General features: G+C 41.6%; 21 protein-coding genes. All 21 read left to right on the forward strand.

The window, feature by feature from the left end:
• Nucleotides 1-339: 339 nt before the first annotated feature.
• The 21 genes from rfbB to rfbC all read left to right on the forward strand — a co-directional run bounded on the left by rfbB (nucleotide 340) and on the right by rfbC (nucleotide 21,120).
• Entirely contained in the window at nucleotides 340-1,464 is a 1,125-nt protein-coding gene (rfbB, locus tag NOM67_RS09360; protein WP_255936301.1) for a dTDP-glucose 4,6-dehydratase, read from the forward strand.
• Nucleotides 1,461-2,327: a glucose-1-phosphate thymidylyltransferase RfbA gene (rfbA, locus tag NOM67_RS09365; protein ID WP_255936303.1), complete on the forward strand. Its 867-nt coding sequence runs from the start codon at nucleotides 1,461-1,463 to the stop codon at nucleotides 2,325-2,327. Before rfbB ends, rfbA begins: the two co-directional genes overlap by 4 nt.
• A gap of 11 nt (nucleotides 2,328-2,338) precedes the next feature.
• Complete coding sequence (locus NOM67_RS09370) at nucleotides 2,339-2,746, forward strand: FdtA/QdtA family cupin domain-containing protein (protein ID WP_255936305.1); 408 nt, start codon at nucleotides 2,339-2,341, stop codon at nucleotides 2,744-2,746.
• Nucleotides 2,736-3,935, forward strand: coding sequence for a formyltransferase family protein (locus tag NOM67_RS09375; protein WP_255936307.1), 1,200 nt, complete (start codon nucleotides 2,736-2,738; stop codon nucleotides 3,933-3,935). Before NOM67_RS09370 ends, NOM67_RS09375 begins: the two co-directional genes overlap by 11 nt.
• 33 nt (nucleotides 3,936-3,968) lie before the next feature.
• The gene (locus NOM67_RS09380; protein ID WP_255936309.1) at nucleotides 3,969-5,072 is read left to right on the forward strand and encodes a DegT/DnrJ/EryC1/StrS family aminotransferase; all 1,104 of its coding nucleotides are present in this window, start codon (nucleotides 3,969-3,971) and stop codon (nucleotides 5,070-5,072) included.
• A complete protein-coding gene (locus NOM67_RS09385; protein WP_255936311.1) occupies nucleotides 5,069-6,319 on the forward strand; it encodes an O-antigen translocase in 1,251 nt (416 codons plus the stop codon). The genes NOM67_RS09380 and NOM67_RS09385 overlap by 4 nt, the downstream gene beginning before the upstream one ends.
• A 24-nt stretch (nucleotides 6,320-6,343) precedes the next feature.
• Nucleotides 6,344-7,225 carry a glycosyltransferase gene (locus NOM67_RS09390; protein ID WP_255936313.1) on the forward strand — a complete coding sequence of 294 codons (882 nt, stop codon included), beginning with the start codon at nucleotides 6,344-6,346 and terminating at the stop codon, nucleotides 7,223-7,225.
• Complete coding sequence (locus NOM67_RS09395) at nucleotides 7,206-8,417, forward strand: hypothetical protein (RefSeq protein ID WP_255936315.1); 1,212 nt, start codon at nucleotides 7,206-7,208, stop codon at nucleotides 8,415-8,417. The genes NOM67_RS09390 and NOM67_RS09395 overlap by 20 nt, the downstream gene beginning before the upstream one ends.
• Nucleotides 8,398-8,889 carry a DapH/DapD/GlmU-related protein gene (locus tag NOM67_RS09400; RefSeq protein ID WP_255936317.1) on the forward strand — a complete coding sequence of 164 codons (492 nt, stop codon included), beginning with the start codon at nucleotides 8,398-8,400 and terminating at the stop codon, nucleotides 8,887-8,889. Before NOM67_RS09395 ends, NOM67_RS09400 begins: the two co-directional genes overlap by 20 nt.
• Entirely contained in the window at nucleotides 8,886-10,067 is a 1,182-nt protein-coding gene (locus tag NOM67_RS09405; RefSeq protein WP_255936319.1) for a glycosyltransferase, read from the forward strand. The genes NOM67_RS09400 and NOM67_RS09405 overlap by 4 nt, the downstream gene beginning before the upstream one ends.
• Complete coding sequence (locus tag NOM67_RS09410) at nucleotides 10,067-11,116, forward strand: glycosyltransferase (protein ID WP_255936321.1); 1,050 nt, start codon at nucleotides 10,067-10,069, stop codon at nucleotides 11,114-11,116. The genes NOM67_RS09405 and NOM67_RS09410 overlap by 1 nt, the downstream gene beginning before the upstream one ends.
• A complete protein-coding gene (locus tag NOM67_RS09415) occupies nucleotides 11,113-12,345 on the forward strand; it encodes a glycosyltransferase (protein ID WP_255936323.1) in 1,233 nt (410 codons plus the stop codon). Before NOM67_RS09410 ends, NOM67_RS09415 begins: the two co-directional genes overlap by 4 nt.
• Before the next feature lie 20 nt (nucleotides 12,346-12,365).
• Complete coding sequence (gene gmd, locus NOM67_RS09420) at nucleotides 12,366-13,472, forward strand: GDP-mannose 4,6-dehydratase (RefSeq protein WP_255936325.1); 1,107 nt, start codon at nucleotides 12,366-12,368, stop codon at nucleotides 13,470-13,472.
• A 3-nt stretch (nucleotides 13,473-13,475) separates the two neighbouring features.
• Entirely contained in the window at nucleotides 13,476-14,456 is a 981-nt protein-coding gene (locus NOM67_RS09425) for a GDP-L-fucose synthase (protein ID WP_215807583.1), read from the forward strand.
• Nucleotides 14,440-14,922 (forward strand): GDP-mannose mannosyl hydrolase, encoded by a 483-nt coding sequence (locus tag NOM67_RS09430; protein WP_255936329.1) that lies wholly within the window; start codon nucleotides 14,440-14,442, stop codon nucleotides 14,920-14,922. Before NOM67_RS09425 ends, NOM67_RS09430 begins: the two co-directional genes overlap by 17 nt.
• A 4-nt stretch (nucleotides 14,923-14,926) precedes the next feature.
• Nucleotides 14,927-16,333, forward strand: coding sequence for a mannose-1-phosphate guanylyltransferase/mannose-6-phosphate isomerase (locus NOM67_RS09435; RefSeq protein ID WP_156852190.1), 1,407 nt, complete (start codon nucleotides 14,927-14,929; stop codon nucleotides 16,331-16,333).
• On the forward strand, nucleotides 16,333-17,082 hold the full coding sequence (locus NOM67_RS09440; protein ID WP_156852189.1) for a glycosyltransferase family 2 protein: 750 nt from the start codon (nucleotides 16,333-16,335) through the stop codon (nucleotides 17,080-17,082). Before NOM67_RS09435 ends, NOM67_RS09440 begins: the two co-directional genes overlap by 1 nt.
• A complete protein-coding gene (locus tag NOM67_RS09445; protein ID WP_255936331.1) occupies nucleotides 17,082-18,506 on the forward strand; it encodes a phosphomannomutase in 1,425 nt (474 codons plus the stop codon). Before NOM67_RS09440 ends, NOM67_RS09445 begins: the two co-directional genes overlap by 1 nt.
• Nucleotides 18,507-18,562: 56 nt before the next feature.
• Nucleotides 18,563-19,624 carry a UDP-N-acetylglucosamine--undecaprenyl-phosphate N-acetylglucosaminephosphotransferase gene (gene wecA / locus NOM67_RS09450; RefSeq protein WP_156852187.1) on the forward strand — a complete coding sequence of 354 codons (1,062 nt, stop codon included), beginning with the start codon at nucleotides 18,563-18,565 and terminating at the stop codon, nucleotides 19,622-19,624.
• Entirely contained in the window at nucleotides 19,611-20,495 is an 885-nt protein-coding gene (rfbD, locus tag NOM67_RS09455; protein ID WP_156852186.1) for a dTDP-4-dehydrorhamnose reductase, read from the forward strand. Before wecA ends, rfbD begins: the two co-directional genes overlap by 14 nt.
• A 103-nt stretch (nucleotides 20,496-20,598) precedes the next feature.
• Complete coding sequence (gene rfbC / locus NOM67_RS09460; RefSeq protein ID WP_255936334.1) at nucleotides 20,599-21,120, forward strand: dTDP-4-dehydrorhamnose 3,5-epimerase; 522 nt, start codon at nucleotides 20,599-20,601, stop codon at nucleotides 21,118-21,120.
• Nucleotides 21,121-21,168 lie beyond the last annotated feature (48 nt).

Below are 21,168 nucleotides of genomic sequence, written 5' to 3' on the forward strand. Positions count from 1 at the left end.
CTGGTAGACTATGTGTCGTTTGGTTTGGTACCCCTCTTTTGGCTATAAAATGCGAGCGGGTAACACTGTTATCGACCATCAAAACATAAAAATGCTGGAGGACACGATGACCAACAGCAAACAAAATTCGGTTAAAAGCAGCAAGCTGGGGGCTGTAACCCAGGGGCGGTAGCCATGGTGTTATCCTGATTTTTGTTCAACGTATATGCATAACGGCTGTGTAGTGCAGTCTTGGCAATACACGTTATTTATTGATATTTAGCGCTAATACAGCTGTTTTCTTCTCCATACCACCGATACCCAATTCCGTATTCACTCCTCGCAAGAGAACGCATATCTATGAAAATCCTCGTGACCGGCGGTGCCGGCTTTATCGGCTCTGCCGTGGTGCGCCATATCATCCGTGATACCCAGGATGCCGTTATCAATCTCGATAAACTCACCTATGCCGGCAATCTGGAATCCCTGGCCGATGTATCGAAAAGCGAGCGTTATGCGTTTGAGCAGGTGGATATCTGCAACCGTGCCGAGCTGGATCGGGTATTTGCCCTGCACCAGCCGGATGCGGTGATGCATCTGGCTGCCGAGAGCCATGTTGACCGTTCCATTACAGGGCCTGCCGACTTTATCGAAACCAATATTGTCGGCACCTATATGTTGCTGGAAGCGGTACGCGCCTATTGGAACGGTCTGGACGAGGTGCGCAAGGCGGCTTTCCGCTTCCACCACATATCCACCGACGAGGTGTATGGGGATCTGCCCCATCCGGATGAAGTCGCCGCCGGTGAGCCATTGCCGCTCTTTACCGAAACAACTCCTTACGCCCCCAGCAGCCCCTATTCTGCCTCCAAGGCCTCCAGCGACCATCTGGTTCGCGCCTGGCGCCGTACCTACGGCCTGCCAACCATCGTCACCAACTGCTCCAACAACTACGGCCCGTACCACTTCCCCGAAAAGCTGATCCCGCTGGTGATCCTCAACGCGCTGGATGGCAAACCGCTGCCGGTATACGGCAAGGGCGACCAGATTCGTGACTGGCTCTACGTGGAAGACCACGCGCGCGCGCTCTACAAGGTGGTGACCACGGGCTTGGTGGGGGAAACCTACAACATCGGCGGTCATAACGAGAAGCAGAATCTGGAGGTGGTACACACCATCTGCGATCTGCTGGACGAGATGGTACCTCTGTCTCCCTCGCCCCTTGGGGGAGAGGGCCGGGGTGAGGGGAGAAGCTATCGCGATCAAATCACCTATGTAGCGGATCGTCCCGGTCACGATCGCCGTTATGCCATCGATGCCAGCAAGATGAGCGCCGAGCTCTTTTGGCAACCGCAAGAAACCTTTGAATCTGGTATCCGCAAGACAGTGCTGTGGTATCTGGATAACCAGCAGTGGGTCAACAACGTCAAGAGTGGTGTCTACCAATCCTGGATTGAACAGCAGTACGGGGAAAAAAAGTTATGAAAGGTATTATTCTGGCTGGTGGTTCTGGCTCCCGTCTTTATCCTATCACTATGGGGGTTTCCAAGCAGTTATTGCCCGTTTATGACAAGCCCATGATCTATTACCCTCTCTCAGTATTAATGCTGTCGGGCATTCGTGAAATTCTGATTATTACCACGCCAGAAGATCAATCGTCATTTCAGCGTTTGTTGGGTGATGGCAGCCAGTTTGGTATCACGCTGGAATATGCTGTGCAAGCAAGTCCTGATGGTTTAGCACAGGCTTTTTTGATTGGTGAACAGTTTATCGGTGATTCCAGCGTCTGTTTGGCCTTGGGTGATAATATCTTTTGGGGCCAAGGTTTCTCGCCCATTTTAAAACGCGCAGCACAACGTCAAAGCGGAGCAACCGTATTTGGTTATCAGGTTAAAGATCCTGAGCGTTTTGGCGTGGTGGAGTTTGATGACAACCAAAAAGCGATAAGCATTGAAGAAAAGCCGCTAAATCCCAAGTCCAACTTTGCTGTAACCGGCCTTTATTTCTACGATAACAAGGTTGTCGAGCTGGCCAAACAGGTGCAACCCTCGCACCGTGGCGAGCTGGAAATCACGACCCTCAATGAGATGTATCTCAATGCGGGTGAACTCAATGTTGAGCTGCTCGGTCGTGGTTTTGCCTGGCTCGATACCGGCACCTATGAAAGTTTGCACGATGCCGCATCCTTTGTTGAGACGATAGAAAAACGCCAAGGCTATAAAATCGCTTGTTTAGAAGAGATTGCATGGCGCAATAAGTGGCTAACCGATGACCAACTCAGCGATGCTGCAAATAAAATGGCTAAAAATAGCTATGGCCAATATTTGTTTGATTTATTAAATAAATAATAGGGATTGTCATGACCCTGATTAATATAATTGATTTTGCTGCGCTAGGGGATGAGCGTGGTGCGTTAGTCGCACTAGAAGCAAACCGCCAAATCCCATTTGATATTAAGCGGGTTTATTACATTTATGGCACAGTCCAAGGTGTTGCTCGGGGATTTCATGCCCATAAGGCGCTTAAACAAGTGGCTATTGCAGTGCGCGGGTCTTGCCGTTTTGTATTGGATGATGGTAACGAGCGTGTCGAGGTGTTGCTCGATAATCCGGCCCAAGGCTTGCTGATTGAATCCTTTATGTGGCGGGAAATGCATGACTTTTCTGCTGACTGTGTGCTGATGGTTCTTGCTGATCAGCTGTATGATGAGTCTGATTACATTCGTGATTATGATTATTTTTTGAGTGTGGCTAAAAATGAGTTGTGATCGTTCAGTTGTTGTAGCAGGAAAAAATAATATTGCAGTTGATGTGGTAGATCATATCAGGGGACACTATCCTGGCGTGAGCATCCAAGCGGTTATTAATTCAACCGATAAAGGTGTTGACGGTTTTCAGCGTTCATTTAAAAAATACTGTCAGTCAAATGATGTCAAGATTATTGAACTTTCAGAGGCATACGAGATAGATGACCTGGTTTTTTTATCTTTAGAGTTCGATAAGATAATAAATCCATCTTTATTTAAAAGTACGCAATTATATAACATTCACTTTTCCAAGCTTCCAGCATATAAAGGAATGTATACATCTGCTTGGCCAATAATAAATGGTGAAGCTGAAACAGGGGTAACACTTCACAAGATAGATTCAGGTATTGATACTGGAGATATTATGGCCCAGTCAGTATTCGAGTTATCAGAGGATGAAACTGCAGCTAGTTTGTATCAAAAGTACATTTCATTTGGTACAGACTTAGTTATTTCAAAATTGGATGCTTTGTTTTACGATAATATCGCATGCGTCCGACAGCAAGCTAAAGGTTCCAGCTATTATTCAAAGAAAAGCATAGACTATAGCAATGTTATAATTGATTTAAATAAAACTGCCATTGAAATTAAAAATTCAATTAATGCTTTTACTTTCAGAACATATCAACTTCCCAGGGTTTTTGGGCACCACGTATGTGGTTGTGAAATTTTGGATACAAAATCAGTCCCAAAAGCCGGAATTATTTTAGAAGAGACAGAACAATACATCATATTAAGCAGTGTAGATTTTGATGTAAAAGTATATAAAGATACATTTTCTCTATTAATGCAGTCTTGTTCGAAAAATGATGTAGAGTTAGTACGAGCTTATCTTAACAAGTTCAATGTTAATGAAAAAAATGACAAAGGATGGTCGCCAATAATTGTAGCGGCCTATAATGGCCAGCTTAATGTTATTCGCCAGCTGTTAGAGTGTGGTGCAAATATAAATGATACTAATTATAATGGTACCACCGTTTTTATGTATGCCAAAGATTATGCAATTGAACATAACTCCGTTAAGTATCTTGAAGAGTTGAAATCTCTCGGTGCCGATTTAAGTCTGTCTGACTATAGAGGTATGACTGTATTTGATTATCTTAAAAATCAAAAAAACGAATATTGGTTGAGTGTTTTGTCATCATTGTAGTGTAATTTATTCATAGAACATCGTAGGTGTAAAGTGATTAATTTTCTCGATTTGAAATCCATAAATTGCAAATACCAACAAGAGCTCAAAGATGCCTGTGCTCGTGTAATAGACTCTGGTTGGTATATCATGGGTAATGAGCTTGCTGCCTTTGAAGAAGAGTTCGCCATATACTGTAGAACTAAACATGCGATTGGGGTCGCCAATGGACTGGATGCGTTAATCCTAACTCTGCGTGCTTGGAAAGAGCTTGGAAAAATAAGCGCGGGTGATGAAGTTATTGTACAGGCTAATACTTATATCGCATCAGTGCTTGCCATTACCGAAAATGATTTGGTCCCGATATTGGTTGAGCCGCATCCTGGCACTTATAACCTAGACCCTGTAGCTGTACAGGCTGCAATAACCCCTAAAACTAAAGCTATTTTGCCTGTGCACTTATACGGCCAGCTTTCTCCCATGCTAGAGCTTATGGCCATAGCCAAGCAACATAATTTACTGGTGCTGGAGGATTGTGCTCAGGCTCATGGTGCGGAAGTGAATGGCCAGCGCGCTGGTAGCTGGGGAGATGCGGCCGGTTTTAGCTTCTATCCGGGCAAAAACCTTGGCGCTTTGGGAGATGCTGGTGCAATTACTACAAACGATGATGAGTTGGCTAAAACGTTAAAAGCATTACGTAACTATGGCTCTCACAAAAAGTATGAGAATATTTACCAAGGTGTAAATAGTCGCCTCGATGAAATTCAGGCTGCCATGCTACGAGTTAAACTAACATATCTGGAAGATGAAACTTTGCGACGTCAACAGATTTCAATGATATATCGTGAAAATATTAATAACCCGTTGATTGTTTTGCCACAAGTAGAAGTTGAAAGTGGACATGTATGGCATTTATTTGTTGTTCGCTCTGCCAAAAGGGCAGAGTTACAGCAGTGGCTGAATGAGCAAGGAGTTCAAACTCTTATCCACTACCCTGTTCCTCCCCATAAACAGCAAGCATATCAGGAATGGAATGGCATTTCTTTGCCATTGACCGAGAACATTCACCAAGAGGTTTTATCTCTCCCTCTCGATCCTACAATGAGTAATGACGCTATTTCTCATGTTATCAATTCAGTAAACGGTTTTGTTGCATGAAGCGTTTGCTTAAAGTTACTGCAATGTCAGGGTTATTAACCTTGTTGCGTATGGGGATGGGGTTTGTCATTGCTAAAGTTGTTGCCATATATACTGGTCCAACAGGTATGGCTATGCTGGGACAAATTCAAAGCCTGGTTGCAACACTAAACGGAATTATTAATTCACCTGTAGGTAGTGGTATAGTTCGCTATACAGCGGAAAAAAAAGATTCCGGATACGATGAATGCGCCCGTTGGTGGAAAGCATCACTACAATGGGTTTTGATTATTCTTACAATAGTTTTACCGTTGACGATTTTATTTTCAAATAATATATCACAATGGTTATTTAATGACACCCAGTTTTACTGGGTTATTATTGTTACAGTAATTGCATTACCTTTAGCAGCAGTGGGTACTTTTTTAAACTCAGTGATTAATGGTTTGCAAAACTATCGTCGATATATCGTTTTGGGCATGATGTCTTCGATAGTATCTGGTTTAGTTATGCTATACATGATTATGGAGGCAAATCTTAATGGCGCTTTGTTTGCGGCATCAGTACAAAGTGCTTTAATTGGCAGTGTTATGCTTGCTGGGAATTTAAGGCAACCGTGGTTTAAGATGCGATATTTGTGGGGGAAGACAGAAAAAGAAGCAAGAATAGCTATTGGCCATTATATGTTAATGGCCTTGACCAGTTCTTTAACTATGCCTATATCATTGATCTTGGTCAGGAACATATTGGTAAGTAATGTGGGTTGGGAGGCTGCCGGGAATTGGCAAGCTGTATGGAAAATATCAGAGGTATACCTAGGTGTTATTACTATTGCTCTAAGCACTTATTACTTACCTCGTTTGTCATCATTGAATTGTGGTAAACTTATTTTAAAAGAAATAAGTAACACGGCACTGATAATTGTTCCTGTTGTTTCATTGCTTGCTCTCTTGGTATATGTGTTACGTGATTTTGCTATATTAACTCTTTTTACAAGAGAATTTTATGATGCTAGGGAGCTATTTCTTGTTCAATTATGTGGTGATATAGTCAAAATAGCATCATGGTTATATGCATATCCGATGATATCAAGAGGGAAAACGAAATGGTTTATCTCTACTGAAATACTTTTTTCTGTATCCTTTGTCATACTTTCCCAAATGCTAGTTCATCATCATGGTGTTGATGGTGTTAATTTTGCGTATTTATTTAGCTATGTCATTTATTTCATTGTTATATTCTTTAATAAAAACAAAATTGTTAGTTAAATATTTTTATGCCAGAAGGTTTATATGTGCAAAGTCTCAGTGATTATCCCTGTCTATAACCATGAAAAATACGTTGAAGATGCAATCAAGAGTGTCTTGTCTCAGAGTTACAATAATATTGAGTTGATAGTAGTTAATGATGGTTCTAGCGATTCCTCCCATGAAGTTATAACAAGGTTAATAAAAGAAAATGAGTTTATATATGTAAACCAGAATAACAAAGGTTTATCTAAAACATTAAAAGAGAGCTTGAAGTTGTGCCATGGTAAATATATAGCGATAGTTGCGTCTGATGATATATGGCTAGAGCATAAAATTCAGACTCAAGTTGACTACATGGAGCAAAATAATCTTGCTGTTGCATGTTGTGCCAATGTTAATGTTATAAATGAATATAATGTAATAACACAAAATAAAAATCCTATGAACCTCATAGAGTCGTACGACTTTGCACGCGTTATGACTTCTGGTTTTAATATACCTCCAGCTACAATATTATTCAGAGCGGACATTGTAGATAAAACGTTTTTTGATGAAAGTCTTAAGGTGGAAGATCTGTATTTGTGGTTAAAGTTAACTGTTAATGGTGGGACTATTGATGTCCTTCCAAATATTCTAGCGAAATATAGAATTCATTCATCTAATACAACTGGTAATTTAGCATTGATTGCTAAATATCATCATATTATTTTAGACAGATTTAAAAGCTATAAAATATATGAAGATGCAAAGATTATCTGGTCGCTTTTTTCATTCAGACAGTTGAGTAGGGATTATAAAAAGGAAGCAATGAAGTATTTATGTCTACATCATAAGTTTTTTATGACAAAAGATTTTATAATTGGATTTACCAAGTTAATTTTCTGTTGGCAAAAAAATAATACTCATGGCAACTCATCTTCCTGAAACTAGCCTAACATCTCGACATAATTTAGCTTGTTTATTCTTTTTTATGGGATGTTGCGCCGCCAATTCGATTGGTGGCTATGGGCAAGCGGTATTTTATATTTTTTCATTAGTCTTGATATTTTTACGAGGCAAGGTCTTTTATCCAAAAAGAATTCGTGTCGCTTTGTTTTTTTTACTCTTTTTATTATTGCTTTCTAATGGTTGGGATAACTCGGCTGGAGTGATTAGGGTAATAATAGAGAGTTTTATAATTGCAAATGTGTTGATTTATACTTTTAGAGTTAATAAGTACAAGGAATTATTGCTTCTATTAAAATCACTTATTTTATTTCAGACCGTCTTTGCTATTATAATGTTCTGCTTCCCTCAAATAAGGGAGTCGTTGCTAAGCTACATCTATGAGGGGGTTGCTTATCAAGGGGAGGCGTTTAAAAATGCTATTATTTACCGAGGGTTTGGTGTTAGTAAGCATCATTTATATGGTCTTCCTTTAGCTATAGCGCTTTGTGTCGCATTGATTATTACTGAGCGATATGAAAAACCTACGGTTAAAGCATTTTATTTTATCCTGGGTGTTTTACTCATCTCTTTAAATGCGAGAGTTGGCCTTGCAGTATTGCTTTTGGCTCTTTTCTGGATGCTAGTTACATGCTCAAAGAATAATATTAAGCATCTATTTGTACTTTTTTTTATAACCTCAATTTCTCTATTTTTATTTTTTGGGTTATTTTCTTTCAGTGATAATGCTACCTTGGATTGGCTGAAAGAAGGAGTTAACCAGTTTTCAAATTCAAGTAATAACCAAGCTACAACATTAAGTGATCTGGAAGGTATGATACATATTCCAACTTCAAGTTGGGATGCTTTATTTGGTCGTTCATACAGTTGTAATGCTGAGTCAGATTGTTATTCAGATATAGGTTTCGTTCGGTTGATTAATTCGGGTGGTCTGGTATCTTTATGCGCCATCATATTTTTATATTTTTATATTTCATGCTCTCTATACGATAAGAGCGAATGGAGTTATAGTGTTTCAAGATGTATGTTGGTGTTTTTTATTTTTTTTGTAGCGATGCTTAAAGGTGAGGCATATTCTGCATCTGATTATAGTCGTGTGTTTATGGTGACATGCCTTGTCATTATGAGAATTAAAAAGGAGAATGCTAGTAATGTGGCGTCATCTGGTTAGACTAATATTAGGTATTCTTCCTGTTACTCGTCTCTTCGCATTACGCAGAGTTTTATTAAAGTTGGCAAAGGTTGATATTGGCCACAATGTATCTTTCTGTGGTGGTGGTGGAATTTATGGTAATGGGAAAGTGATAATTGGTGATAGCACTTGGTTAAGTCCAGGGTGTATTATCTATAGCCACAAAGATATCACTATTGAGATAGGGGCGAAATGTGATATCGGACCGCTAGTGAAATTTGTACCAGGATCTCATTGTCTTGGTGATCCAAGCAGACGAGCTGGTGAGGGGGTTGCATTACCTATATCAATAGGTGATGGGTGTTGGATAGGTGCAGATGTACTTATCATAGGTGGCGTCACTATAGGGAAAGGGGTTGTTGTCGCAGCTGGTTCAGTTGTCACACGAGATATTCCCGATAATGTCCTAGTCGCAGGGGTACCCGCAGTCATAAAGAGAAGGTTGGCATGAAGTCATGTGTTATTGTTTCTAATGCTGTTAGTGACAAACTCAGGAATGAGAGGGAAATATCTTCTGATAGCCCAGCAGCAACACGTAAAGTCTTAATGTGGGCAAATACTATTAAATCTCGTCGTGTTAGAAGCTATATCCTTAGTTTAGGGCGTGGTAAAGGAAATGGTAGTTTGCAGTTCTATAAGGCAAAAGTTGAACGCAAGGATGGTGTGGCTGTTATATATCTTCCTTTTTGTCATATTTCAGTAGTTTCTGAGCTTATAACATTGTTTGCTTTGCCTTATTTTATCTGGAAATTATGGAAAAGAAATAAAAGTTCATTTATTTATTATAATCGGATGCCTGCCTATATATTCGGTGTGATCTTTGGTTACTATCTCGGCGCAAAACAATTCATAGACCTTGAAGATGGTGAGGTTGATGATGGGCGGAGATCAATAAAGCGTAAATTGGAAAGGGCGATACCATTTTTATTTGATAAATGTTGTCATCATGGTGCATTTCTGGCTTGCTCAGCATTATCTATTTACACGAAAGTCAGACCAGTAAAAAACTATTATGGTGTGATAGATGAACATCTTGAGTCATCTAAGTTTTTCTGCGCAAAAAACAAGGTCTATGTACTGCTCTCTGGCACTTTGATTGCTGATACAGGCGCTAATAGATTGATTGCTGCTATACATAAGATGCGGGAAAACTATGATGATTGGATGGATAGTCTCGAGTTTTCAATTTGTGGGATGGGTGATAGCATTTGCGATTTCCGTGAACTGGAGTCCAGTTCTCAGGCTCCAGCGGTTAGAGTTTATGGTCGACTAAATAATGTTGAGTATAGTAAGTTGCTTGCGACTTCCGATATCGGGTTGTCTCTGAAACCCGTTGGCGGTATTTATGCAGATACAACCTTTCCATCCAAAGTAGTCGAGTATTCTAGCAATAAACTATTGGTCATTGCGACAGATATTAGCGATGTAAAAAGTGTTCTGGGCCAAGATGGTGCTTGTTATTTAAAAGGTAATGATGCTGATGAATTAATTAATTGCTTGAAGAAGTTGATGGACAAAAGAGAGTTGATTGATAGCATTGCGATGAACGGCACTTTATCTTTGAGAGAAAACATGGGGAAAACTTCTGTCAGAAGAGAGATGGAACGTTTTATCTTTGGGGAGTACTAATGGGACATTATGAACTGGTGTTTGTAACTCACTTGCCGGCTTTTTACAAAATAAACCTATATAATGAGCTTGCAAAGAAAAAAAAGATACTGGTCCTGTTTATATCTGATACATCTGCGATAAGAAATAAAGATTTTACTAGCGCAACTATTAACTTTAAATACAAAATCATCAACGCTGGGTCATTCGAAAAAAGAAATGTTATTACATCTTGTTTGAAACTAGCCAATGTATTATTTTCCTTGTCCATTGATAAGCTAGTTGTCGGAGGGTGGGATTTACCTGAGTTCTGGTTAAGTATGTTTTTGCACAGACGTGCAGGTAATGCCGTTGTTGTTGAATCAACAATTTACGAAAGCAAGATTGGGCTTCTGAAGAAAATAATTAAGCAGATTTTCCTTTCTAGGATTTCTACTGCATATTGCAGTGGCTCTCCACATCATGAGCTGCTCAAGGCTCTAGATTTCAAAGGGGATGTGCACCTCACTAAAGGCGTTGGGATAATTAATATCACTGATTCCGATTGTGAAAAAGAGTGCACGAAACTAAGAAGCATTAAAACACCAGTTAATTTTTTGTATGTCGGGCGGCTAGCGCCAGAGAAAGGATTGTTTTTTGCTATTAAATATTTCAAAGAACATCCTGAACTAAATTTGACCATTGTTGGTGATGGACCATTAAGAGAACAACTCGCAAAGATATCGCCCCATAATGTGACTTTAGTCGGTTCCGTTAACAATAAAGATCTTGCGGACATCTATCAGTCGCACGATGTATTTTTGTTACCATCACACAGCGAGCCTTGGGGACTGGTAGTTGAGGAGGCACTTTATTTTGGCCTTCCTATTATTTGCTCATCTTATGTTGGCTGCAATATCGAGTTGGTTGAAAATCCTTGTACTGGAATCATTTATTCTGATTCATCTATTTCATCGCTATCTAATGCAATAGATGAAATGACAGAAAAATATTCGTTCTTTTTAAATAACGTTGAGAACTTCAGCGTTGGAGAAAAAGACCTTGCTCAGGTAAATATATATTTATCATGAAAAAAGTAAATGTTGTCTCCTTTTCACTATCAAAAGGCGGGGCTGCTATTGCTGCAAGAAAATTTACCGATATTCTTGCTAGCATTAGAGATGTTAATACAATAAATCAAGATGATGCAAATGTAATGCAATTTATAAAGCGTGTATTATCATGGGGGGGGGGGCTATTTCAAATTAACCAAAATCCGATAAAGCATTCATTGAATCTATTTTCATATCGCCCCGTAATTACTGCATTTGAAAATAAAAAGGAAGAGATTTTTCATTTGCACTGGTTTAATAATGACACGATAAGTATTTTTGATTTGGATAAAATACCTCAAGGCTCTATTGTAACAATGCATGATGAGTGGCTATATTGCGGAAGTGAACATTGTTATGATGTAAATACTAATGAGCTAGCATTTGTCAATGGTTATAAATTTTTCTCTCCTGGCTCTTGTGGATTTGGTTGGCGCTATATTGTCTGGAAAACCAAACTGGCTAAGTTAAGAGACAGACATGATATTATATACACCGTACCTTCAAATTGGATGTTGGAAAGGGCAAAAAAAAGTCTTATCTTGAAAAATGCCAAGGTTTTTTTATTGCCAAACCCTATCGATGTCAATGTATTTCATCCTAAAGTTAATCGTAATAAAATAAGGTCTGATTTAGGATTTAAAAATGATGATTTTGTAATATGTTTTGGTGCGATAGGAGGCAAAAAAAACCCACTTAAAGGTGGTGGTATTTTGGAATGTGCATTAAAAATTGTGGCTGAAAGGTTAAGGTATAATGATAAAACAATAAGATGTGTAGTCTTTGGTCAATCAGGTAAAGAAAGGATTATGCATGGATTTCATACATCATATGCTGGGCACATTAGAGATCAGAATATTCTAGCCGATCTTTTTTGTGCATCAGATTGTGTTGTTGTCCCCTCAATTGTTGAGTCATTTGGCCAGGTAGCTGCAGAATCGATGGCGTGTGGTACTCCTGCTGTTGCTTTTAGGACGTCAGGGCTAACTGATATAATTATTGATGGGGTTAATGGGCTCCTGGCAGAGCCTTTTGAACCGACTTCACTTGCAGATAAGCTGATTCAGCTAGCTTCTCTTTCTGGTGAAGAAAAAAACAATTATGCACTCAGAGCAAGAAAACATATCAAAGATAATTTTTCATATGAAGTGATTTCGCGAAAATATCTTGATATAATTTCTCTCTCTGAACGAAGTTCATGTCAATAAATTATTATGGTAGCGTATTTATGAAAAAGGCATTTATTACAGGTATTACCGGCCAAGATGGATCTTACTTAGCCGAGTTATTGGTGGAAAAGGGTTATGAAGTACATGGGTTAATTCGTCGAGCCTCGTCTTACAATACAACAAGGATCGATAATCTGTGCAATAGCTCTAATAATATTAAACTTCACTATGGTGATTTGTCTGATAGCTCTAATCTTAATCGCTTGATTAAAGAAATCGCTCCCGATGAGGTATATAATCTCGGGGCTATGTCACATGTGGCTGTTTCTTTTGACTCTCCAGAATATGCTGCGGATGTCGATGCTCTTGGCACTTTGCGAATTTTGGAAGCTATTCGGGTCAATGGATTTGCGGAAAAAACCCGTTTCTATCAGGCTTCTACCTCTGAGTTATATGGCTTGGTTCAAGAGATTCCACAACGGGAGACCACGCCTTTCTACCCCCGTTCTCCTTATGCAGTAGCCAAGATGTATGCCTACTGGATCACGGTAAACTACCGCGAGTCTTATGGCATGTATGCCTGCAACGGAATTCTGTTTAACCACGAGTCACCGCGCCGTGGTGAAACCTTTGTGACCCGCAAGATCACTCGGGCGATTGCCAATATAGCTCAGGGCATTGAGCAGTGCCTCTACTTGGGCAATATGGACTCCCTGCGAGATTGGGGTCATGCCAAGGATTATGTGCGGATGCAGTGGATGATGCTGCAACAAGACGCGGCAGAGGATTTTGTCATTGCCACTGGCAAGCAGATTTCTGTTCGCGAATTCGTGCGTATGTCTGCAAAAGAGGCAGGGATTGAACTTGCGTTCAGTGGTGAAGGGGTTGATGAAATCGCCACTGTAACGGCTGTGAGAGGTGATAATGCACCGGCAGTTAACGTTGGGGATGTCATTGTTCGGGTGGATCCGCGTTATTTCCGTCCCGCTGAGGTTGAAACCTTGCTGGGCGATCCTGCCAAGGCTAAGGCCAAGCTGGGTTGGGTACCTGAGATCACTGTCGAAGAGATGTGTGCCGAAATGGTTGCCAACGATATGCAACAAGCCAAACAGCATGCCTTGCTCAAGGCCAACGGTTTTGATGTGGCTATCTCACTGGAGAATTAAGAGATGACCAAGCAGAACACCCATAAAAAGCGCGTGTTTGTCGCCGGCCATCGGGGGATGGTCGGTTCGGCTATCTGCCGCCAGTTGGCTCTTCGCAATGATGTGGAACTGGTCGTGCGGTCGCGTAAGGAGCTTGATCTCACTCGCCAAGATGCGGTCGAGCGTTTCTTTGCCGCTGAAGCGATCGATGAGGTTTATCTTGCAGCAGCCAAGGTGGGCGGTATCCATGCCAATAACACGTATCCAGCCGAGTTCATTTATGAAAACCTGGTAATGGAGTGCAATATCATTCATGCCGCACATCAGGCTGGCGTGCAGAAGTTATTGTTTTTGGGCTCTTCCTGTATTTATCCCAAGTTGGCCGCGCAGCCAATGACCGAGGCTGCATTGCTGACAGGAACTTTGGAGACTACGAACGAACCTTATGCCATCGCCAAGATCGCCGGAATCAAGTTGTGTGAGTCGTATAATCGTCAATATGGTCGCGACTATCGCAGCGTAATGCCCACCAACCTGTATGGCGAGAATGACAATTTCCACCCTGAAAACTCCCATGTGATCCCTGCTTTGTTGCGGCGCTTCCATGAAGCCAAATTGCAGGAGGCTAGTGAAGTGGTGGTGTGGGGAAGTGGTACGCCGATGCGTGAGTTCTTGCATGTAGATGATATGGCGGCCGCCAGCATTCATGTTATGGAACTGGCGAACGAGGTATATCAGGCCAATACCCAGCCAATGCTCTCCCATATCAATGTGGGAACCGGTGTTGATTGTACGATCCGCGAGTTGGCAGAGACGATGGCCAAGGTGGTGGGTTTTGCCGGTGAGGTGGTATTTGATGCCACTAAACCTGATGGCACTCCACGCAAGCTGATGGATGTGAGCCGTTTGGCTAACCTGGGTTGGCGTTACACCCACTCGTTAGAGGCAGGTTTGACTCTGACTTATCAGTGGTTCATGGAGCACCAAGATGAGTTTCGCAAATAAGCCAAATCACTGGTTGGATAAGACACAATTTCAACAGATAGTGGCGGTAACGCCACTTATCTCAATTGATTTGATTGTACGCAATGAGCTTGGGCAGGTACTGCTTGGGCGAAGGTTAAATCGCCCGGCGCAAGGTTTTTGGTTTGTTCCAGGTGGTCGAGTGCGTAAAGATGAACGGTTAAATGATGCTTTTTGGCGTTTAACCGAGGAGGAGTTAGGGATTGCAGCTAGTCGTGAAAATGCTCGCTTTCTCGGCCCCTATGAGCACTTTTATGCCGATAATTTCTCAGGTGAAGATTTTTCAACCCATTACGTAGTGCTGGGATATGAAGTGCTGTGGCAGGGTCATCATAATGAGCTGCCAGTAAGCCAGCACGATCAATATCACTGGTTTTATGTGAATGAATTGTTGCAAGATCCTGGCGTGCATCAGCATACCAAAGATTATTTTTTAGAAAGGACGTAACGCCATGTTATTGCCAGTTGTAATGGCCGGAGGATCTGGTACTCGTCTGTGGCCTTTGTCGCGCACTCTGTTCCCCAAGCAGTTCTTATCCCTGACTAGTGATGTCACTCTGCTGCAAGAGACTTTGCTGCGCCTGAGCCCGTTAGCACATCAGCCGGCTTTCATCATCTGCAATCAAGAGCACCGGTTCATTGTGGCCGAGCAGTTGCGCAAAGGGCATTTGCAACACAGCGGGATTGCGCTGGAGCCGTTTGGCCGCAACACGGCTCCGGCAGTGGCTATTGCTGCCCTGCATGCCTGCGCACAAGGGGACGATCCCATATTGCTGGTGCTGGCCGCCGACCATGTGATCGCCAAACCTGCCGCCTTTTGCCAAGCGGTGCAAGCGGCGATTCCCCTAGCTGAGCAGAATAAGTTGGTGACGTTTGGCATAGTACCCACCGCGCCAGAAACCGGTTATGGCTATATCCAGCAGGCTAGTGAAGTGGGCTATGGTGCCAGCACGGTCGCAGCATTTGTCGAGAAACCTGATTTAACCACCGCTCAGCAATATCTGACCGATGGCCGTTATTTGTGGAACAGCGGCATGTTCTTGTTTAAGGCCTCTGTCTACCTGCAAGAGCTTAAACAGCATAACCCCGCTATAATGGCTGCCTGTGAGCAAGCTTTGGCCTTAGCGCAAGATGATCTGGATTTTATCCGCCTAGATCCAGATGCCTTTGCCGCTTGCCCAGACGATTCCATCGACTATACGGTGATGGAAAAAACCGCCAACGCTGTGGTGATGCCGCTAGATGCCAATTGGAGCGATGTCGGCTCTTGGTCGGCACTGTGGGAAGTGAGCGACAAAGACGCGCAAGGCAATGTGCTGCATGGTGATGTGTTAACCGAGCAGACTCACAACAGCCTTATCTATGCTCAGCACCGTTTAACTGCTACGGTTGGTATTGATGATGTGGTGGTGGTCGAGACCAAAGATGCGGTGTTGGTGGCCCATAAAGATCGAGTCCAAGAGATCAAAGGTATTGTCAATCAATTAAAAGCCGCCAATCGCCCCGAACAATTGCAACACCGCGAAGTATTTCGCCCTTGGGGCAGCCACGATGCGATTGCCGATGGGCTGCGTTATCACGTTAAACAGGTGATGGTGAAGCCAGGGCAAAAAACGGCGCTGCAAATGCATTATCACCGCGCTGAACACTGGATTATTGTCTCTGGTACCGCGCGGGTAACCCGAGGGGATGAAACCTTTTTGATTTCAGAAAATGAATCGACCTATATTCCGGTTGGAGTAGCCCATGCTATCGAAAACCCCGGTAAAATTCCGTTGGAAATGATCGAAGTACGTAGCGGTGTGTATCTTGAGGAAGATGATATTGTGCGTATTCCATCTGCTGGAGTGGGTTATTGATGAAGGTCAGTATTATCACGGCAACGTTTAACAGTGCTGCCACCATTCATGACACTCTTGCTTCATTAGAGAGCCAGACTTACTCTGATATTGAATATATTATTGTTGATGGTGCTTCTAAGGATAATACGCTTGAGGTGATAAGACAGAATTGTTCTCGGGTAAGCCAGCTCATATCTGAGCCAGATAATGGGATTTATGATGCCCTCAACAAGGGTATTTCAAAAGCGACTGGAGATATAGTTGGTTTTTTGCATTCGGATGATCTACTTGCCTATCCTGAGGCTATTCAGGACCTCGTGGATATTTTTAAATCAGGAAACCATGATGCAGTTTATGCTGACCTCGAGTATGTTCAGCAAGAGAATATAAATAAAATCGTTCGTCACTGGAAAAGTGGTCACTACAATAGAAATAAATTACAGTATGGTTGGATGCCTGCGCATCCTACATTTTATATGAAGCGTAGTTTGTACAAAGAAATGAACTGCTTTGATCTGAATTATAAAATTGCGGCTGATTATGATTCAGTTCTTCGCTATCTGTGGCGTGGAAAAATCAGTGCCGGGTATTTACCTAAAGTTTTAATAAAAATGCGAGTAGGTGGGGTCAGTAATCGTTCGTTGGATAATATTCTCCAGAAAACTCACGAGGATATTAAAGCGATGCGTAATAATGGTATATTTTGGCCATTGGCTGTCACGTTGAAAAATTTATCGAAAATCCCACAGTTTCTGGTAAAAAAATAATGAGAAATTCCAAAGATATTATTACTCAGAGCGGCATCTCCTTTGGTACAAGTGGTGCCCGTGGCTTAGTCATCGATTTTACCCCTGATGTCTGTGCTGCATTTACCCATGCTTTTGTCGCTGTATTGCGCCATGAGTTTTCCACCAACCAACTGGCATTGGCGGTCGATAATCGCCCCAGTAGTTATGCAATGGCGCAGGCGTGTGCTGCTGCTTTGTTACAGGCGGGTGTAGAGCCTGTTTATTATGGTGTGATCCCCACACCTGCATTAGCCTATCAAGCAATGCAAGATAATATACCTTGTATTATGGTTACGGGAAGCCATATCCCTTTTGATCGTAATGGTCTTAAGTTTTATCGCCCCGATGGTGAAATTACTAAAGCTGATGAGTTGTCTATCCTTCAAGTACAGGTTGAATTTGAACCATTACTTTCATTGCCTATATTGAAGCCTGATTCACGGGCTGCAGATAGTTATTGTGCTCGTTATTCTTCCTTGTTTTCTGCCGATCTGTTGATAGGTAAAAGAATTGGCATTTATGAGCACTCCAGTGCAGGGCGTGAACTCTATGCTCCGTTATTTGAATCATTGGGTGCTGAGGTGGTTTGCATAGAGCGTAGTGATCAGTTCGTGCCTATTGATACTGAAGCTGTGGGTGAAGAAGATAAAGCTAAAGCGCGGTTGTGGTCTGAACAATACCAGTTGAATGCGATTTTCTCGACCGATGGTGATGGGGATCGCCCTTTGGTTGCGGATGAAAATGGTGAATGGCTCCGTGGTGATATTCTGGGCTTACTTTGTGCTGATGAGTTAAATATAGAAGCATTGGCGATTCCTGTAAGTTGTAATACATCAGTTATGAATTGCGGGCGATTTTCGCATGTTACTTGTACCAAAATTGGCTCTCCATATGTTATTGCAGAGTTTTTGAGGTTGCGTAGTGAATATCGACGTGTAGCTGGGTTTGAAGCTAATGGGGGATTTATTCTTGGTAGTGATATCGAGATTAGAGGAAAAGTGCTAAAGGCTCTCCCTACTCGCGATGCAGTATTGCCATTTTTGATGTTACTTGCAGCAGCAGATAGTAATAATATATCCACTTTGGTATCTACTCTTCCACAGCGTTTTACTCATTCCGACCGTATCAAAAATTTCCCTATAACTCTTAGTAATGAACTAATTGCTTTAGGGAAAGGTGACCCTCAATCTCTGCTTATGACATTGGGCTTGAACGATAGATGTGTTTCTTATACAGATTGTACAGATGGACTACGTTTATTTTTGACAGATAACAGCATAGTTCATCTTCGACCATCTGGAAATGCACCAGAACTGAGATGTTATGCTGAAGCTGACACATTTGATGTGGCAAAAAAACTGGTTGATGATTCACTAAAATCTATATCTTTCCTGTCAGTATAAACATTTTCTCTCAGTTGAGTTATAGGTTGGTAGTAATAATCTATACATGGTGGTCTATGGCGTATTCGTTTTTTTTTATCATCGCATTTGTTGTATTGTTTATCTTTAGGAAAATAGCAAAAAAGATCAACCTAGTTGATCGGCCTAATGAGCGTAAGCTGCATCAAGGGGTCATACCATTAGTGGGAGGGATATCAATATATGTTACCCTAATGTTGGCTTTATGGTATAAACCTGAGTTACTAGTCGGTTCTGATATTTATGTTCTATGCGCATCAGTGCTTGTACTTATGGGGGCTATCGATGATAAGTATGATGTTGATTATAGAATTCGTCTTGTTATTCAAATTCTTATTTCTTGTGCAATGATTTTCGGTGCAGGATTATCTCTTAAAAGCTTAGGTGGGCTCGCATTTGGTCATGAGTTAGTATTGGGGCCTTTGGGTTATATTGTAACTATTTTTGCTGTGCTGGGGGCTATTAATGCCTTTAACATGGTCGATGGCATTGATGGACTTCTAGGTGGTCTCACGATCGCCACCTTTGGAGGTTTGGCCTATATCAATTATATTGATGAGCAGATATGGCTTGCACGATTTTGCCTGCTTATGATGATCGTTGTGGTACCATACATTATTCTTAATTTAGGTTTTCTATTTGGCGTACACCGTAAGGTATTTATGGGAGACGCTGGTAGCATGTTGATCGGCTTTACTGTGATATGGGTTTTGTTGCAAGGTACTCAAGGGCCAAAAGCCCAGATGTATCCAGTGACGGCACTTTGGCTTATCGCCATTCCGTTAATGGATATGGTAACCATAATGGTTCGCCGGGTACGAAAAGGACATTCTCCGTTTAAACCAGATCGTGAGCATTTACACCATATATGTTTACGAGCCGGTCTATCCTCTCGCTATACACTTTGTCTTATCTGTATATTAGCAATGTTACTTGCTGCAATTGGTATTTCACTCGAAGCGATAAATACACCTGAACTAGTTAGCCTATTATTGTTTTTGGTCGTATTCTCTCTCTATTTTTGGGTGGTTAACTCTATATGGCGTGTGTTAGCTTGGCTTCGTAAACGTGGTATTCTTTCATCTCATGAGTCAGCTTAACATTTATCTTTATGGTTCTACTGGTCAACTTGGGCAAGCCCTATGCTCGCGACTTAGAACTGCTTCTTGGCGATATACTGCGGTCCCCAGATGCTCAACTTTTAGTGGTTCCATTGAGCAAGTATTGTCTCATATAAAACCTTCGATTATCCTAAATGCTGCGGCTTTTACTGATGTTACTCGTGCTGAAAAAGAGCCAATATTAGCTATGGAGGTTAATCGTGATGGTGTTGCTCGGTTAGCAGAGATAGCCAAACAACATAATGCCTTATTTGTTCATTTTTCAACTGACTATGTCTTTGATGGTAAAATGGATAAACCCTGGAGGGAGTCAGATCAACCTGCACCATTAAATTTATATGGTCAGAGTAAATTGTCTGGAGAGCGGGCAATTATTACCAGCGGTTGTCGTCATCTGATCATTCGTACTAGTTGGTTACACAGTCCTTGGCGAGATAATTTTCTCAAAACTATGCTTCACTTGGGAAAAGTTCATAATGAGTTACAAGTGGTATGCGATCAGGTTGGCACACCTACTTCAGCTTTGATGTTGGCAGAGGTGACGCTACGGGCCATACAGAGAGTTCTGGCAGAGCCAAAGTTAGAGGGGTTATATCATGTGGCTGCTTCTGGCTCAGTCAACTGGTTTGACTACGCTTGTTTTATTTTTAAAGAAGCGCAAAACATCGGACTGATTTCTGGTATCCCCACAGTCATTCCTATCAAAAGTGATGCTTATCCAAGCAAAGTCGCCCGTCCATTAAACTCCCAACTCGATAGCCGTCTTTTTTCTCATAAGTTTGACATGGTGTTGCCAGATTGGCGTGACGGTGTTCGTGATACTCTGCTTCGTTTGGCAAAAGTTGTTTGAGTTCTGTTGTTTTTGTTAGTTAATCAACTCAAACTCAGACAGCTCCATATTAATTGATGTTTAATTTAATTGATCTTTGACTATGATAAATTGTCGAACAACCGTGTTGGATGAGATAAAAATATTGACCCCTACAACCTACATCGATGTGAGAGGGGGGTTTAGGGAATGTTTTCGTCAGTCGGAGTTTGAGAGATTTTGTGGTAACCATCAATTTGTGCAGGATAATCTGAGTCACTCGGTAAAGGGGACTCTACGTGGGTTACACTATCAACGTACTAGACCACAAGGAAAATTGGTTCAAGTCGTTCAAGGATGTATTTTCGATGTTGCTGTCGATATTCGCCCCACATCTTCAACCTATGGAAAATGGGTTGGGCATATACTGGATGCGCAGTTAGGTGAACTTATGTGGATTCCTCAAGGTTTTGCTCATGGCTTCTATGTGATCAGTGATAGTGCTGATGTTTTTTATAAATGCACTGATTATTACCAGCCAGGTGATGAGGCGTGCATACGTTGGGATTGTCCCATGTTGGCAATAGATTGGCCGTTATCTGATCAATATCCTTTGATACTATCTGATAAAGATCGATTTGCACCAAAATTGGTTGAGTTAGCTTAATTGTAAAGAAAAGCGTTACAAAATTCTTATATTAATAATCAAGAGAAA

Source organism: Aeromonas sp. SG16 (assembly GCF_024436135.1).
Classification (GTDB): domain Bacteria; phylum Pseudomonadota; class Gammaproteobacteria; order Enterobacterales; family Aeromonadaceae; genus Aeromonas; species Aeromonas jandaei.